We start from the raw sequence: 13,940 nt of genomic DNA, 5'->3' as shown, positions 1-13,940 counted from the left end.
AAAGGGCTCAGCCCGCCGAGAGTTCGTCGATGAAGGCCTGCGCGCCCGGCCATTCGCCGTAGCCCGAGGCGGGGTTGAGGTGGCCGACCTCGCCGAGGTCGACCAGGCGGCTGCCCCAGCCTTGCGCCATCTGCACCACGCGCTCGAACGGCGCCAGCGGGTCGTTGCGGCTGGCCGCCACGATGCTCGGGAACGGCAGCGGCCCGGTCGGCACCGGCAGCCAGCCGCCGGCGCGCAGGGCCTCGACGCTGGGGTAGCCCTCGGGCATCGGCCGCTCGAAGTCGGGCGGCGTGGCCAGCAGGGCGCCGCGCACCGGCCGGCGCGTGCGCTGCGCCCAGTGCGCCAGCATCACGACGCCGCCGCTGTGCGCCACGACGACCAGCGGCCCCTCGACCGCCTGCGCCTCGCGCTCGATGGCTGCCACGCGCGCGGCGCAGTCGAGGTCGTCGCGGCCCATGGGCGGCACCGCGCGCACGCGCGGCAGGCGTGCGGCGAGCAGGGTCTGCCAGTGGCTGGCGACGGCGTCGCGCAGGCCGGGAACGATGAGGACGGTGGGAGCAGTCATGTCGGCCTGCACCCTCACTGGTTGAGCTGGATGTTGTAGGTCTTGACGATCCGCGCGTTGCGCTCGTACTCGTCATGCGTGATCTTCGCGAGCTGCTCGGGGCTCTCGCTGGTCATCGGCACGAAGTTCTGCGCGATGAGCCGCTCCCGCACCTTCGGCGAGGAGGCGGCCCTCGTGAGGACCGCATTGATCCGCTTCACGAGGTCGTCGGGCATCTTTGCCGACACGATGGCGCCGGCCCAGTTCGAGAAGTCGATCTCGTCGAAGCCCTGCTCGGCCATCGTGGGCACCTCCGGCAGCTGGGCCAGCCGGGTCTTGGCCCCGACCCCGAAGACCTTCACCTTGCCGGCCTTGATCAGCGGCAGCGACGTGACGATGCCGTCGAACAGGATGTCGACCTGGCTGCCCATCAGGTTCTGCAGCGCCGGCGGCGAGCCCGGGAACGGCACGTGCTGCAGGTCCAGCCCCGCCTTGCGGGCAAAGATGGCGCCGGCGTAGTGCGAGCTGGTGCCCGCGGAGTACGAGGCGTAGCTGCCCGGGCTGCCCTTGCCGGTCTTCAGGTAGGCGATGAGTCCCTTCAGGTCGTTGGCCGGCACCGACGGCGCGCTCACCAGCACCATCGCCGAACGCGCCACCATGGTCACCGGCTTCACGTCCTTGACCGGGTCGAAGCTGGTCTTCATCACCAGGGGTATCTCGGTCAGGATGTTGCTGACCATGAACATGATGGTCTGCCCGTCGGGCGGCGCGCTGTTGAGCGCCTGCACCCCGATGGCGCCACCGGCGCCCGGCTTGTTGTCGACGATCACCGGCTGCCCGATCTCGGCCGAAATGGCGTCGGACAACACGCGGGCCACGACGTCCATGGTGCCGCCCGCGGGCGCCGGCACCACGATCCGCACCGGCTTGGTGGTCCAGGCATGGGCGAGCAGGGGCGCGGCGGCCAGGGCGGCTGCCCAGGGCTTCAGGCGGCGAAGGATGTTGTGGGTTTTTTTCATCGCGATGTCTCCAGGTGTTCTGGTGCCGGGGGTGGGGGTGCTCAGGCCGCCTTGCGCAGGAAGCCCTGCTGCGCGCCGTTGCGGTTCGGCGCGAAGCCGTTGGCCGCCAGCGATTCCTCGACGGTGTCGTAGAACACGCCGATCTTCGAAATCTCGCGCGCCTGCTTGGCGGTGGCGATGGGGCGGCCGAACTGGCGCGAGATGGCCACCAGCTGCTCGACCTGCGCTACCGTGCCCATCTTGGCGGAGCGCGACTGGTTCCAGAGGTTGTCCTCGATGCCGCAGCGCACGTGCAGGCCCATGGCGATGCCCATCATGTTCACGGGCAGCACGTTGCGCATGGAGCTTTCCACCGTGAGCACCGCGCCGTCGGGCACGGCGCGCACGAAGTTGGCCAGGCTGTAGATGTTGGGCACGTCCATGCCGCCGCCGATGGCCACCCAGTTCATCACCAGCGGGCCCTTGTAGACGCCGCGGCGCATGAGCCGTTCGACCGAGTCGAAGCTGTTGATGTTGTAGCACTGGAAGGCGCTCTGGATGCCGGCCTTGGTGAGGCGGCGGATGTGCTCTTCGGCCCAGCCCGGCTGCGCGGGCACGGTCATTTCCTTGTAGGCGCGGTAGACCTCGGGGTCTTCCATCGAGGTCCCCCGGGTGTCGGCGTCGTCCCAGTGCTCGACCACGTTCATCTGCGAGGTGTTGATGGTCACCGTCACCTGGTCGGGCGTGGGCTCCAGCTCGGCCAGCATGTGGCGCGTGTCGTCGCTGAGCCACTTGGCGGCGGCGCCTTCGCTCTCGGGCGCGAAGCTGATCGAGCCGCCGACCTGGATGATCATTTCGGGCACGGCCTTGCGCACGCCGGCGATCAGTTCGTTGAATTTCGACAGCCGCTTGCTGCCCTTGCCGTCGAGTTCGCGCACGTGCAGGTGCAGCACCGTGGCGCCGGCGTTGTAGCAGTCGACCGCCTTCTGGACCTGCTGTTCCATCGTGACGGGAATGTCTTCCGGAAAGTCGGCGGGCACCCACGACGGTGCGTAGGGCGCGGCGGTGATGACCAGCGGCTGCTGGTTTTCGGGGAACAGATGGCCGTCGAGAAAGTTCATGGCAGGACCTCGGGAGAAAGGAAGAAGGAAGGGAGAGGGCGCAGGACGTGCCCGCTCAGAAGACCGCGTCGCCGACGATGCCGGCGCGTTCCATCTTTCGATGGCAGGGCGGGTAGTCCATGACCGCGTAGTGCTGGGTCGAACGGTTGTCCCACATGGCCACGTCGCCCGGCTGCCAGCGCCAGCGCACCTGGTACTCGGGGATCTGCACCTGGCTCACGAGGTAGGCCAGCAGCAGGGCGGCGCCGGGCTGGTAGTCCTGCCCGTAGCGCACGTTGGCCGGCGTGTGGAAGTTGGTGAAGTGGGTCGTGAAGCCGTTGACGAACAAAATCTTCTCGCCCGTGTCGGGGTGCGTGCGCACCACCGGGTGCTCGGCGTCGGGAAACTGGGCCTTCAGCGCCAGGCGCTTCTCGATCGGCATCGCGGCGCCGAAGGTGGCCTCGATGCTGTGGCGCGCGCGCAGCCCCGCGATCTGCTGCTGGATGTGCGCGGGCAGCTTCTCGAAGGCCCGCGCCATGTTGGCCCACATGGTGTCGCCGCCCACCGGCGGGCACTCGACGCAACGCAGCACGCAGCCGAAGGGCGGCTTCTCGCGCCAGGTGGCGTCGGTGTGCCAGCTGTTCTCGTAGCGGTCGACCGGCGTCTCGGGGTTCTTGTAGATGCGCACGAGGCCCGGGTGCTCGGGGTCGCTGCCGACCACGGGGTGGTCCTCGAGCTCGCCGAAGTGGCGGGCGAAGGTGACGTGCTCGGCGCGCGTGAGTTCCTGCTGGCGGAAGAACAGCACCTTGTGCTGCACCAGCAGCGCGCGGATCTCGGCCGCCAGGCCGGCGTCGCGCGAGGCTTCGGCCAGCGACACGTGGCGCAGCTCGGCGCCGATGGCGCAGGTCACGGGGTGGACCTGGATGCCGCGCGTGTGCACGGCGGGGGCCCCGTTCGAGAGGCCTGGCTGGATCGTGGAACCCATTGTCTTGTCTCCTGTGCCGGTCGTGGGGTGCCGCTGTGCGGCGGTGACCGTGCTGGAAGCAAGAATAGGTCGGGGCCCCTGCGCGCGCCCCCTCCTCGCAGGAGGGGGAGACGGCCCCGGAGGGGAGGGAGAAACCCTCGGTGCCTGGCGGCGAGCCCTCAGTGCCCCGCGGCGAGCAGCCCCAGGATGCGCGCGCGCTGCACCACCTGCGTGCGCGTGCCCGCGTCGAGCTTGGCGAACAGGTTCTTCACATGCCACTTGACGGTGGTTTCGCCCACCTGCATGGCGCGCCCGATTTCCTTGTTCGACAGGTTGCGCGCCAGCAGCACCAGCACCTCGCCCTCCTTGGGCGTGAGCACGGCGCCGGGCGACGCCGGTGCCGCAGGCGCGGACGCCGGCGGCGCGGCGGGCACGAGCGGGGCGACCGCGATCTCGGCCTGCGCGCCCTCGGCCGCGAGCGTGCCGACCCAGGCGCCCAGCTCGGGGTGTGCGTCGGAGAACACGCGCTGCAGTCCGTAGGCGCGCGCCAGGTCCATGGCCTCGCGCAGCAGCGCCTGCGCCGGCTGGCCGCAGCGCTCCAGCGCCAGCGCGCGCAGCCCCAGCAGCTCGATGTGCAGGCCGCCCTGCTTGCGCTGGCGCGCCTGTTCGTCGGCACGCGCCAGCTTCGCGAGGGCGTCGGGCCAGTCGCGCGCGGCGATGGCCGCGTGGGCACGTGCCACGTCGCGCAGCGCTTCCACGCTGCGCCGCCACAGCGGGCCCTGCGGCAGCGTGGGGTCGGCCAATTGCGCGTCGATGCGTTCGCACAGCTCGCGGCAGGTCTGGGCGCGGTGGCGCTGCGCATGCAGGCGCACCTGCTCGGCCAGGCTGGCGATGCGCAGCCGCGGCAGGCGCCGCGCGGCGCCGGCTGCGTCCAGCGCGTCCAGCAGTTCCAGCGCGCGGTGCTCGGCGCCTTCGGCCGCCGCGATGCGCGCCGCCGTGCGGTAGGCCTGCAGCAGCGATTCGGGCAGGCCGCTGTGCTCCAGCACGTCGAGGCGGTCGGCCAGCAGCGTGGCGGCGTCGCCCGGCAGGTCGCGCTCCCAGGCCACCGACGCGAGCAGCGCGGCCAGGTTGCAGCTGAAGCGGTGGCGCCGGCCCATCTCGGCCTCGGCGCCGGCCACGGCGGGGCGCAGCAGCTGTTCGGCCAGCAGCACCTGGCCTTCCCACGCATAGCTCAGGCCGATGACCAGCTCGCTCCAGCGCCGGATGTAGTCGACGCCGTGGCCCGGGTGCCCGCGCAGGGCCTGCTGCTGGCGCAGGCGGGCCAGCGCCGGCTCGCCCTCGAGCAGCGCGCGGTAGGCCATGCGGTTGGCATGCGACTGCAGCAGCAGCGGGTCGGTCAGCGGCACGGCCTCGGTCCAGGGCGCGTGCAGTTCGACGAAGCGGTCGGGGTCGTCCGCGAACACGGCGGCGCCGCCGAGGATCAGCGCGCATTCGCAGCGCAGCGCATCGCTCACATCGGGCTGCGCGAGGATGCGCGCCACGAAGCGGCCGGCTTCTTCGTGCCGCTCGCTCGACGCCAGCGTCCATGCCGCGGCCAGCAGCAGGCGCGGGCGGCGGTCGAGTTCGTCGGCGGGCATCTGCGCCATCCATTCGAGCACCGTGGCCTGCCGGCCGCGCCGCATGAGCGATTCGTACAGGCTGCGCTCCGCGAGCTCGTAGGCGGTCTGGTGCTGGCCCGCGCTCAGCGCGTGGTGGGCGGCCTCGTCGAGCAGCTCGTGCGCGGCCAGCCACTGCGCCGCGCGCGCATGCGCCGCCACCTGCTCGGCGGCGTCGAGCGCGGCAAAACGCTGGCGCAGCACGTCGCGCGCCAGCGCATGCATGCGCAGCCACTCGCCCCTTCGGCGGCGGCGAACACCGGCGTGTCGTTGCTCAGCCGCGCCAGCCGCGCCGCCGCGGCGTCGTCGACGCCGGAGACGGCGCGGCACAGCTCGGGTGCAGCAGGTCGAGCACGGCGATGCGGGCCAGGAAGTCGCGATCGTCGGGGTCGAGGTTGACCAGCAGCAGCCGCACCAGCTCGCCCTGCAGCTCGCCGGCGGCGGCCGTCATGTCGCCAAGTACCGTGTGCGCGGCGTGCGCGTCGGCCCCGCGCGCGATGATGGTCGTGGCCAGCTGCAGGCCCAGCGGCCAGCCTTCGGTCAGCTCGTGCAGCCGGGCGGCGGTGTTGCGGTCGACGCGCGCGCCGAAGCGCGCCTGCACCAGCTGCAGCGTCTCGTCGAGGCTGAACTTCAGCAGCGCCGGGCCGATCTCCACGCACTGCCCGTAGGCCACGAGGTCCTCGATGTCGAGCCGGCCGTCGGGGCGCGTGGCAATGAGCGTGCGCACGTTGGGCGGCGCGTTGCGCAGCAGGTAGGCCAGCGCCTCGCGCGAGGCGGGCGGCAGGCGGTCGGCCTCGTCGATGACCAGCACCACGTTCAAGGCCGCCTGCGCCAGCTCGGCCAGCAGCGCGGTGACGCTGCCGAGCGTGCCGGGCCGGTCGTCCTGGAACAGGCTGCGCCCGAACGCGGGACGCCCCATGGCGACGCGCAGCGCCAGCGCCAGGCTCTGCACCAGCCGGCCCGGGTCGTCCTGGCTCTGCGCCGAGACCCAGCCGACCGGCACGCCCAGGCCCAGGTACTCCAGGCGCCACTGCGCCAGCAGCGAGGTCTTGCCGAAGCCCGAGGGCGCCTGCACCACGCACACGGCGTGGTCGCGCAGCGCGTCGGCGCTCGACAGGAGCCGCGCGCGCGAGACCAGGTGACGCGGGACACGGGGCGGCGTCACCTTGAGCAGCAGGTCGCGCGGGGCGCCGCTCGCATCGGGGGGCGGGAAAGTGGCCAAGGCTCGTTCGTGCTCGTGGAGGGAAGAACGGGCCCGATTCTCCACGTCAATCGCGCGAGGCCGAAGCGCGGCGCGGCGCCCCCCGCCGCGCGCGGCTGGCCTTCGCGCTGCAGCCGTACTGCGCATGGAACCAGCGCGACAGCCCGCTGGGCGCGCAGAAGCCCAGCAGCCCCGCGACCTCGGCCAACGGGCGGTCGCCCTCCAGCACATGGCGCACGGCGAGTTCCTTGCGCACGTCGTTGACGATGGCCGAGAAGCTCTGCCCGTCGTCCGCGAGCCGGCGCTGGATCGTGCGGCATTCCACGCCCACGTGCGCCGACACCTGCGCGATGCTGCAGCGCCCGCTGGGCAGGAGCAGCAGCACCGCGCGCCGCACGTCGCCCGGCAGCGCGTCGCCGGGCGCAGGCGCCGCCGCGTCGAGCAGCTGCCGCGCATAGCGTGCCATGGCCGGGTCGGCCGAGGGGTTGGGCGCGTCCAGGTCGTCGCGCGCGCAGACGATGCCGTGGAAGTCCTGGTCGAAGGCGACGGCCGCGCCCAGCACGCGGTGGTGCGTGCGCAGGTCGCGCGGCGCGGGGTGCGCCAGGCACACGCGCCGGGGCTGCCAGTCGGCGCCGAGAAACTGGCGCAGCAGGCGCAGCATCACGCCCAGCGCCAGTTCGATGCGCTGGCGCGTGGCGCGGTGCGCCTTGCCGGGCTGCACTTCCTCGCGGATGACCACCACCTGGCCGAAGGCCTCGACCATCAGCGACAGCGAGCCGTTGAGCAGCGGCTGGTAGCGCATCAGCACGTCGAGCGAATCGCGCAGCGTCGGCTGCTCGCGCACCAGCAGGCCGACGGCCCCGAGGTTCGACAGCCGCCGCCCCTCGGCCATGCACAGCCCGAAGGCTTCGTTGCCCGAACGCTCGGCCGAGGCCTGCAGCAGCGCGGCGACGCGGTCGACCGGAATCATCAGGTCGGGCTCGTCCAGCACGCGGGGGCTCAGGCCGGCGTCCAGGAGCATGCGCGCCGGGTCGAGGCCGCTGGCGCGGGCGACCTCGCTGTAGTGGGTGAGGCTTGCCGCGCGGACCAGGGAGGGCATCGCAAGTCCGCACGTGGCAGTTCTCAGGGCACGAGCACGGTGGCGCCGGTGGTCTTGCGGCCTTCGAGCGCGCGGTGTGCCTCGGCGGCGTCGGCCAGTGCGAAGCTCTGCTGGGGCTCGCTCACGATGCGGCCGGCCAGCACGTGGCCGAAGAGTTCGTCGGCCATGCTCAGCATGTGCGGGCGTGGATGGATGTAGTGCACCATCGCCGGCCGCGTGAGCCAGATCGAGCCCTTCGCCGCCAGCAGCTTGGTGTCGAGGACCACGGCGCCCGACGACGTGCCATTGCTCACGAGCGTGCCGCGCGGCTGCAGGCAATCGAGTGAAGCCTCCAGCGTGTCTTTCCCCACCGAGTCGTACACGACGGGAACGCCCTTGCCCTCGGTGATCTCGCGCACGCGCTGGGCGATGTTCTCGCGCGAGGTCACGATGGTGTGCGTGCAGCCGTTGGCCTTGGCGACGGCAGCTTTCTCGTCGGTGCTGACGGTGCCGATCATCGTCACGCCCATCGCACGTGCCCACTGGCAGGCGATGAGGCCCACGCCACCGGCGGCTGCGTGGTACAGGATCGTCTCGCCACCCTTCAATGGATAGACCTGGCGGAACAGGTACTGCGCCGTCATGCCCTTCATCATCAACGTGGCGGCGGTGCGATCGGAGATGCCATCGGGCAGCGGAATGAGCACATCGGCGGGCATCACACGCACTTGCGAGTACGCCCCCTGCGGCCCGATGAGGTAGCCCACGCGATCGCCCACGCGGATGTCGGTCACGCCCGGCCCCACGGCTTCGACCACGCCCACGGCGTCGGAACCGAGCCCGTTGGGCAGCGCCAGCGGATAGCGCCCCGTACGAAAGTAGATGTCGATGAAGTTGACGGCGATGAGGCTGTGGCGCACGCGCGCCTGGCCCGGGCCGGGCTCGCCGACCTCGACGTGTTCGAGCTTGAGCACGTCGGCGCTGCCGGTCTCGTGGAAGCGGATGGCCTGGTTCATGGTGCGTCTCCTGAGGTGTGTGGGGGCTGTATGGAACGGATTCTTGCGGCGCGTGGCGGCGGCGGGAAGCGTGGTCTTGGCGATGTCCCAAATTGGCAAATCGATGCCCCAATAAAGCAAGAAATGCGGGCGGGGTGCGCCGGATACTGGCGGTATCGGCCCACCGAGGCCTGCAAGACAACAACCGGAGACACCCCCATGAAACTGCTGCAATTTGCACGCGCCGCCGCCGTGGCGCTGGTCGGATGCTCGATGGCACTCGGGGCCTGGGCGCTGGGCGACAAGCCCGTCAAGCTCATCGTTCCCGCGCCGCCGGGCGGCACGATGGACATCGTGGCCCGCGTCGTCGGGCAGCAGATGGCGCTGGACATCGGCCGCCCCGTGATCGTCGAGAACCGCCCCGGCGCGGGCGGCTCCATCGGCCTGCAGGCCATGCTGCAGGCGCCGGCCGACGGCAACACCATCGTGATGGCCGCGAGCAACGTGCTGGCCGAGACGCCGCAGGTCGTGAAGATGCCCTTCGATCCGCTCAAGGACGTGGTGCCCATCGGCTCGGTGGCGCGCTCGGGCGTGGTGCTCGTCACGGCCGCGAACTTCCCGGCCAAGGATTTCCAGGGCCTCGTCGCCGAACTGAAGACGCGCAAGGGCAAGGCCAGCTTCGCCAGCTACAGCCCCGGCACCGTGTCGCAGTACGCGGGCCTCATCCTCAGCGACCGCGCCGGGCTCGACCTGCAGCACATCGGCTACCCCGGCTCGCCGCCCGCGCTGCAGGACCTGCTGGGCGGCCAGGTCGACCTGATGTTCGACGGCATGCTCACCTCGATGCCGCTCATCAAGGCCGGCAAGCTGCGCCCCTATGCCTTCACCGGCAAGACCCGCTCGCGCTTCCTGCCCGACCTGCCCACCACCACCGAACTGGGCTACCCCGACCTGCAGTTCCGCGGCTGGGTCGGCTTCATCGGCTCGGCCAAGCTGCCGGCCGACGTGATGGCCAAGCTCCATGCCGCGATCGAGAAGGCCGGCCAGGCGCCCGCCGTGCAGCAGAAGCTGCTCGACGTGGGCCTGGAGCCCGAGCTCAGCGTCGACACGCCCGCGCTCATCGCCGAGACGAAGGCGCTGTCCGAGCGCAACGCGGCCATCGTCAAGAAGTACCGTATCCAGGCGAACTGAGCGGCACGCGCCATTCCATCGGAGACCTCTCATGAAGATCAGACCCCTCACGCCGTCCATCGGCGCCGAAATCTCGGACGTCCACCTGGGCGAGGCCTCGCGCGACCCCGAGTGCTTTGCGTCGATCCGCGCCGCGCTGCTCAAGCACAAGGTGCTTTTCTTTCGCGGCCAGGACATCGAGCGCGCCGAGCACGTCGCCTTCGCACGCTGCTTCGGCGAACTGGAAGACCACCCCGTGGTCGGCAGCGACCCCGAGCACCCCGGCCTCGTGCGCATCTACCGCAGCGACAACAAGCACAGCTACGAGAACACCTACCACTGCGACGGCCTGTGGCGCCAGAGCCCCGCCATGGGCGCGGTGCTGCGCTGCATCGAATGCCCCGAGGTCGGTGGCGACACCATCTGGGTGAACATGGTGCAGGCGCACGACGAGCTGCCCGACGAGATCAAACAGAAGATCGGCAAGCTGCGCGCCAAGGCCAGCATCGAGCATTCGTTCGGCGCCGTGATGCCGATGGAAGCGCGCCTCAAGCTGGGCCAGGACCATCCGCCCGTGGAGCACCCCGTGGTGCGCACGCACCCCGAGACCGGCGAGAAGGTGCTCTACGTGGGCAGCTTCACCACGCACTTCGTGAACTACAGCACCCCTGAGAACGTGCGCCACGGCATCGACAAGACACCGGGCGCGGCGCTGCTGCTGAACTACCTGCTTAGCCGCGCCACCATTCCCGAGTACCAGGTGCGCTGGTCGTGGCAGCCGGGCGACGTGGTCGTCTGGGACAACCGCAGCACGCAGCACTACGCACTGAACGACTACTGGCCCGCGCCGCGAAAGATGGAACGCGCCGGCATCGTCGGCGACGTGCCGTACTGAGCATCGCCCCCCTCGCAACCTGACAGACGCACGCCATGAACTTCCTCGACGGCCACCTCTTTCCCGAAAACCAGCAGCCGCTGATCATCACCGCCGCGCCCTATGCACCGGGCTGGCTTCCTTCCGATTTCCCAGGCGAGATCCCGGTCACGATGGAAGAGCAGATCCAGAAGGCGGTCGACTGCTACAACGCCGGCGCCACGGTGCTGCACCTGCATGTGCGCGAACTCGACGGCAAGGGCAGCAAACGCCTGTCGAAGTTCAACGAGCTGATCGCCGGCGTGCGCGCGCGCGTGCCCGAAATGATCATCCAGGTGGGCGGCTCGATCAGCTTCGCACCCGAGAGCGAAGGCGCCGCCGCCAAGTGGCTCAGCGACGACACGCGCCACATGCTGGCCGAGCTGGAGCCCACGCCCGACCAGGTGACGGTGACGGTCAACACCTCGCAGATGAACGTCACCGAACACGCCGAGCTGGCCGACTTCAAGGGCACCTCGCGCGAGATCCCGGCCATCTTCGAGGCCTACAAGGAAATGACGGTGCCGGCGCAACCGGGCTGGGTCGAGGAGCACATCCGCCGCCTCACGAAGGCGGGCATCCAGAGCGCCTTCCAGTGCTACAACATCAACAGCTTCGAGTCGGTCGAACGGCTCATGCGGCGCGGCGTCTACAAGGGCCCGCTGGTGATGAACTGGGTGGCGATCAGCGGCGGCATGGACGCGCCGAACATCTACAACCTGGCCAACTTCGTGCGCGCCGTGCCCGACGGCGCCGTGCTCACGGTGGAAAGCTCGGTGCGCAACGTGCTGCCCGTGAACATGATGGGCATCGCGATGGGCCTGCATGTGCGCTGCGGCACCGAGGACGTGCTGTGGAACCAGACGCGCACCGCCAAGATCGGCACGGTGGCGCAGATCGAGCAGCTGGTCGCCATCTCGCGCCAGTTCGGCCGCCCCATCGCCACGGCGCAGCAGGCGCGCGAGATCTCGAAGATCGGCGTCTTCTACGAGACGGCCGAAGAATCGCTCGCCGCCAACGGCTTCGCGCCGAACCGCAACGGGGGCAACCAGGGCTTCCTGCGCAAGGCGGCCTGAGAAAGACGATGGCGATGGCGATGACGAGGCGCTTCACGCGCGCCGCCTGGCGCCTGCTGGAGGGCATCGCGCATGCCCTGCGCCACGAAGACTTGGTTCAGAACGCGCGCACCGCGCCCTGAGCCACCGCGCCGGCCGTCTGCTTGCTCCACTGCGAGGCGCTGCAGCCGAAGTGGTGGCGGAACCAGTGGCTGAAGCTGCTGGGCCCCGAAAACCCCAGCAGCTCGGCCACCTCGCTCAGCGGCAGGTCGCTGTCGCGCAGATGGCGCTTCACGAGGTCGGAGCGCACATCGTCGAGCAGGCGGCTGAAGGTGAGGCCTTCGGCCTCGAGCCGGCGGTGCAGCGTGCGACGGTCCACGCGCAGGTGCCGCGCCACTTCCTGCGCCGTGCAACCGCCGCCGGGCATGAGCGCGAGGATGAGTTCGCGGCAGGCTTCGCGCGTGCTCTCGCCGCGGTCTTTCAGCGCGGCTTCGAGGTACTCGCGCGCGAAACGCGCCACGCCCTGGTCGCCCGATTCGCGTGGCTTGCGCAGGTCGGCCGCCAGGCACACGAGGCCGTTGAAATCCTGGTTGAACTTGACGTTGCGACCGAAGAAGGCGCGGTGCGCCGCCATGTCCGCCGGCGGGCGGTGCGTGAAGCACACCTGCTGCGGGCGCCACTGCGGATCGATCAGCTCGCCGAGGATGCGGAACATGATGCCCACGGCCAGCTCCATCGACTGGCGCATCGGCAGTCCGGGGCTGGGCAGCAGGTCTTCCTGGATGATGACCATGTCGCCCGTGTCCTCGAGGCGAAAGCTCAGCGAGGCGTTCACCAGCTTCAGGTAGCGGCCCAGCGTGTCGAGCGCGTCGCGCGGCGTGGGCTCTTCCTTGAGCACGACGCTGATGGGGCCCAGCGCCGAGAGCTTGCGCTGCGCCGCCAGCCGCAGCGCGAAATCTTCGGTGCGCGTGGCGCGCGCGGTGATCTCGAGCAGCTCGCGCACCGCGTCGCCCGGGATCAGCGTCTCGGGGTGCTCGAGCAGCTGCGCCTTCAGCCCCACGGTGCGCATGAAGGCATGCGGGTCGCGGCCGAGCGACTGCACCAGCTCCACGTAGCCGCTGAGGCTCGCGCTGCGCATCAGTCGACCGAGGTGCTTCATGGTGGCTTCTTTGGCAGAGGCCCCGTGTTCACTCGGGGCTGATCTTGAGTTGCAGTTTCTCGATGATGGCCCGATTGTGGGCGGTCGTGGCGTCCAGCGTCTGGCGCAGCTGCTGCAGCGACATCTCGCGCGGTGGATCGTAATTCTGCGCGAGCAGCGCCTCGCGGAACTTCGGCGCCTGCACGGCGCGGGCCACCTCGGCGCGGATTTTCTCCTGCAGCGCCGGCGGCATGCTGCTGAGCACGAACACGCCCACGCTCGCGTCGGGCATCACGAAGTCGGGCAGGCCCAGCTCGCCGAAGGTGGGCACGTCGGGCAGGAAGCGCGAGCGTTTGGACGACGCCACGGCCAGCGCCTTGATCTTGCCGCTGCGGATCAGCGAAGTGACGTTGCTCACCGCCTCGAAGGTCAGCTGCACCTGGTTGCCCATGAGGTCGACCAGCGCCGGCGCCGAGCCCTTGTACGGCACCACGAGGATGTCGTTGCCGCTGCGCGCGCGCAGCATCTCGCCCAGCAGGTTGGAGCGTGTGCCCGTGCTCAGGTTGGCCACGCTGACCGAGCGCGGATGCGCCTTGGCATGTGCCAGCAGGTCGTTCACCGTGTTCGGCGGGAAGCCGGCATTGGCCACCAGCACATGGAACATGCCCGTCACCTCGCCGACGTAGGTGAAGGTCTTGAGCGGGTCGAAGGGCGTCTTCACCGTGAGCGGAATGTCGGACAGCACGCTCGACGGCCCGACCATCAGCGTGTAGCCGTCGGCCGGCGCGGCCATCAGCGCGCGCTCGGCGATGACGGCGGAGCCGCCCGGCTTGTTGTCCACCAGCACGGTCTGGCCGAGGTTCGTGCGCAGCTGTTCGGCGAGCAGCCGCGCCGCCGCGTCGGAGATGCCGCCCGGCGGCGCGGGAACGATCAGCCGGAGGGGCTTGTCGGGCCAGGCCTGGGCCGAGGCCGTGCCGCAGCACAGCGCGGCCAGGAAGAGGAGGGAGGCTCGCAGCAGATGCACACACATGGTTCGTCCTCAGGTGGAAGAGACAAAGGCGTGCGGATTCTGCGGCGCCACCGCTGCTGGATGCTTGGCGCCACGCGTCGGCCACTTACCGGATCGCGA

Annotated in this window: 13 protein-coding genes; 3 read left to right on the top strand and 10 right to left on the bottom strand. The window is 70.4% G+C overall.

Annotation, left to right across the window (positions count from 1 at the left end; all coding sequences use genetic code 11):
* Nucleotides 1–7: 7 nt before the first annotated feature.
* The 8 genes from FFI97_RS19080 to FFI97_RS19050 all read right to left on the bottom strand — a co-directional run bounded on the left by FFI97_RS19080 (nucleotide 8) and on the right by FFI97_RS19050 (nucleotide 8,556).
* Nucleotides 8–565 (bottom strand): RBBP9/YdeN family alpha/beta hydrolase, encoded by a 558-nt coding sequence (locus tag FFI97_RS19080; RefSeq protein ID WP_139702680.1) that lies wholly within the window; start codon nucleotides 563–565, stop codon nucleotides 8–10.
* Nucleotides 566–579: 14 nt separating this feature from the next.
* Nucleotides 580–1,563, bottom strand: a complete 984-nt coding sequence (locus FFI97_RS19075) for a tripartite tricarboxylate transporter substrate binding protein (RefSeq protein ID WP_139702681.1) — start codon at nucleotides 1,561–1,563, stop codon at nucleotides 580–582.
* Between the two features lie 41 nt (nucleotides 1,564–1,604).
* Nucleotides 1,605–2,663 (bottom strand): 3-keto-5-aminohexanoate cleavage protein, encoded by a 1,059-nt coding sequence (locus tag FFI97_RS19070; RefSeq protein ID WP_139702682.1) that lies wholly within the window; start codon nucleotides 2,661–2,663, stop codon nucleotides 1,605–1,607.
* A gap of 55 nt (nucleotides 2,664–2,718) precedes the next feature.
* Nucleotides 2,719–3,567, bottom strand: a complete 849-nt coding sequence (locus FFI97_RS19065) for a TauD/TfdA dioxygenase family protein (protein ID WP_139702696.1) — start codon at nucleotides 3,565–3,567, stop codon at nucleotides 2,719–2,721.
* 218 nt (nucleotides 3,568–3,785) lie between these two features.
* Complete coding sequence (locus FFI97_RS34340; RefSeq protein WP_313906284.1) at nucleotides 3,786–5,486, bottom strand: LuxR C-terminal-related transcriptional regulator; 1,701 nt, start codon at nucleotides 5,484–5,486, stop codon at nucleotides 3,786–3,788.
* 49 nt (nucleotides 5,487–5,535) lie between these two features.
* Nucleotides 5,536–6,483, bottom strand: a complete 948-nt coding sequence (locus tag FFI97_RS34335) for an AAA family ATPase (protein ID WP_313906283.1) — start codon at nucleotides 6,481–6,483, stop codon at nucleotides 5,536–5,538.
* A 46-nt stretch (nucleotides 6,484–6,529) separates the two neighbouring features.
* Nucleotides 6,530–7,561, bottom strand: coding sequence for an AraC family transcriptional regulator (locus tag FFI97_RS19055; protein WP_139702684.1), 1,032 nt, complete (start codon nucleotides 7,559–7,561; stop codon nucleotides 6,530–6,532).
* 23 nt (nucleotides 7,562–7,584) lie between these two features.
* Nucleotides 7,585–8,556 carry a quinone oxidoreductase family protein gene (locus tag FFI97_RS19050; RefSeq protein WP_095948783.1) on the bottom strand — a complete coding sequence of 324 codons (972 nt, stop codon included), beginning with the start codon at nucleotides 8,554–8,556 and terminating at the stop codon, nucleotides 7,585–7,587.
* 198 nt (nucleotides 8,557–8,754) lie between these two features.
* On the opposite strand from FFI97_RS19050, the gene FFI97_RS19045 reads away from it, so the two are divergent.
* From FFI97_RS19045 to FFI97_RS19035, 3 genes are read left to right on the top strand one after another with little or no spacing between them, the layout of a single operon-like run.
* Nucleotides 8,755–9,726, top strand: a complete 972-nt coding sequence (locus tag FFI97_RS19045) for a Bug family tripartite tricarboxylate transporter substrate binding protein (protein ID WP_139702685.1) — start codon at nucleotides 8,755–8,757, stop codon at nucleotides 9,724–9,726.
* A gap of 31 nt (nucleotides 9,727–9,757) precedes the next feature.
* A complete protein-coding gene (locus tag FFI97_RS19040) occupies nucleotides 9,758–10,600 on the top strand; it encodes a TauD/TfdA dioxygenase family protein (RefSeq protein WP_070062067.1) in 843 nt (280 codons plus the stop codon).
* A gap of 35 nt (nucleotides 10,601–10,635) precedes the next feature.
* A complete protein-coding gene (locus tag FFI97_RS19035) occupies nucleotides 10,636–11,694 on the top strand; it encodes a 3-keto-5-aminohexanoate cleavage protein (RefSeq protein WP_070062068.1) in 1,059 nt (352 codons plus the stop codon).
* 97 nt (nucleotides 11,695–11,791) lie between these two features.
* On the opposite strand, the gene FFI97_RS19030 is transcribed toward FFI97_RS19035, so the two are convergent.
* Both FFI97_RS19030 and FFI97_RS19025 read right to left on the bottom strand, forming a co-directional pair.
* Nucleotides 11,792–12,832: an AraC family transcriptional regulator gene (locus FFI97_RS19030; protein WP_062477242.1), complete on the bottom strand. Its 1,041-nt coding sequence runs from the start codon at nucleotides 12,830–12,832 to the stop codon at nucleotides 11,792–11,794.
* A 28-nt stretch (nucleotides 12,833–12,860) separates the two neighbouring features.
* Nucleotides 12,861–13,841: a Bug family tripartite tricarboxylate transporter substrate binding protein gene (locus FFI97_RS19025; protein WP_139702524.1), complete on the bottom strand. Its 981-nt coding sequence runs from the start codon at nucleotides 13,839–13,841 to the stop codon at nucleotides 12,861–12,863.
* Nucleotides 13,842–13,940 lie beyond the last annotated feature (99 nt).

This window comes from Variovorax sp. KBS0712, assembly GCF_006323185.2.
In the GTDB taxonomy this organism is placed as follows: Bacteria; Pseudomonadota; Gammaproteobacteria; order Burkholderiales; family Burkholderiaceae_C; genus Variovorax; species Variovorax boronicumulans.
The sequence above is the reverse complement of the archived record's forward strand: the minus strand, read 5'-3'. Positions and strand labels throughout refer to the sequence as shown.

Coding starts and splice junctions, on each gene's coding strand:
- FFI97_RS19080 (WP_139702680.1), bottom strand. CDS start 565: ATGACTGCTCCCACCGTCCTCATCGTTCCCGGCCTGCGCGACGCCGTC.
- FFI97_RS19075 (WP_139702681.1), bottom strand. CDS start 1,563: ATGAAAAAAACCCACAACATCCTTCGCCGCCTGAAGCCCTGGGCAGCC.
- FFI97_RS19070 (WP_139702682.1), bottom strand. CDS start 2,663: ATGAACTTTCTCGACGGCCATCTGTTCCCCGAAAACCAGCAGCCGCTG.
- FFI97_RS34340 (WP_313906284.1), bottom strand. CDS start 5,486: ATGCATGCGCTGGCGCGCGACGTGCTGCGCCAGCGTTTTGCCGCGCTC.
- FFI97_RS19055 (WP_139702684.1), bottom strand. CDS start 7,561: ATGCCCTCCCTGGTCCGCGCGGCAAGCCTCACCCACTACAGCGAGGTC.
- FFI97_RS19050 (WP_095948783.1), bottom strand. CDS start 8,556: ATGAACCAGGCCATCCGCTTCCACGAGACCGGCAGCGCCGACGTGCTC.
- FFI97_RS19045 (WP_139702685.1), top strand. CDS start 8,755: ATGAAACTGCTGCAATTTGCACGCGCCGCCGCCGTGGCGCTGGTCGGA.
- FFI97_RS19040 (WP_070062067.1), top strand. CDS start 9,758: ATGAAGATCAGACCCCTCACGCCGTCCATCGGCGCCGAAATCTCGGAC.
- FFI97_RS19035 (WP_070062068.1), top strand. CDS start 10,636: ATGAACTTCCTCGACGGCCACCTCTTTCCCGAAAACCAGCAGCCGCTG.
- FFI97_RS19030 (WP_062477242.1), bottom strand. CDS start 12,832: ATGAAGCACCTCGGTCGACTGATGCGCAGCGCGAGCCTCAGCGGCTAC.
- FFI97_RS19025 (WP_139702524.1), bottom strand. CDS start 13,841: ATGTGTGTGCATCTGCTGCGAGCCTCCCTCCTCTTCCTGGCCGCGCTG.